Here is a 697-nt window from a genome sequence, read left to right as displayed (position 1 = left end):
CCACAACAGATTCTGCACGGCGATGGCGAGGCCGAACACGTCGCGGCCCCAGCTGAATTCATGGCTCATCGGCTGCACGAAGAACCCGAGCGCCGAGCGCGGGCCGAAGCCAAGCATGCCGATCGCACAGCCGCAAAGAATGATGACGGCCGGGGTACGCCAGTTGGAGGAACGGGAGGCCGGAGCGAGCTCGCCGATCTGTGTCGACATTGTCTTCCTCGTCTGTCTTTGGCGGGCCCGCAAATCAGCAGCCGCGGACAGCCCGTTTAATGCATCTGCATGAAGATCCCAAATCAAAAACGATTGCATTTCACGAAGAGCTGCCGCGGGAGCATTGCGTTTCAATGCGACCTCAGGTGATGCGACTAGCGGCCTGTTGACGGGAATGTGTGAGGGAGCACCTAGCCACCCGCGGAGAGCTGTGCTATTTCTGATTTACTCATATTGAGCATATGAGGCCTGTCCGGCCTTGGGGCCGGATTTCTCGGGCCAGGTATATTCTCAATTTGAGCATAATTAGCCACGCACGGGAGGCTTCGATGCCCATTTCTGGAATTTACGGCCCCGACGACTTCCCCAATCGGCCGAGGGGCCAACCCATCACCCCGCCCCGCGCTGCGCCGGTGCCCCCGGGACCGAGATCGCCAGAGCCCTCCCTGGAGTGGACGCCGGCGATCGATCGCGCCACGGGGCCGCT

At 61.3% G+C, this 697-nt stretch carries 1 pseudogene; it reads right to left on the bottom strand.

What is annotated here, in order from left to right:
* A pseudogene (locus JHD07_RS32675) lies at positions 1-345 on the bottom strand (hypothetical protein); the annotation flags it as partial.
* Positions 346-697 lie beyond the last annotated feature (352 nt).

The organism is Bradyrhizobium sp. (assembly GCF_016462955.1).
Classification (GTDB): domain Bacteria; phylum Pseudomonadota; class Alphaproteobacteria; order Rhizobiales; family Xanthobacteraceae; genus Bradyrhizobium.
This window is presented reverse-complemented; position numbering and strand designations above follow the sequence as displayed.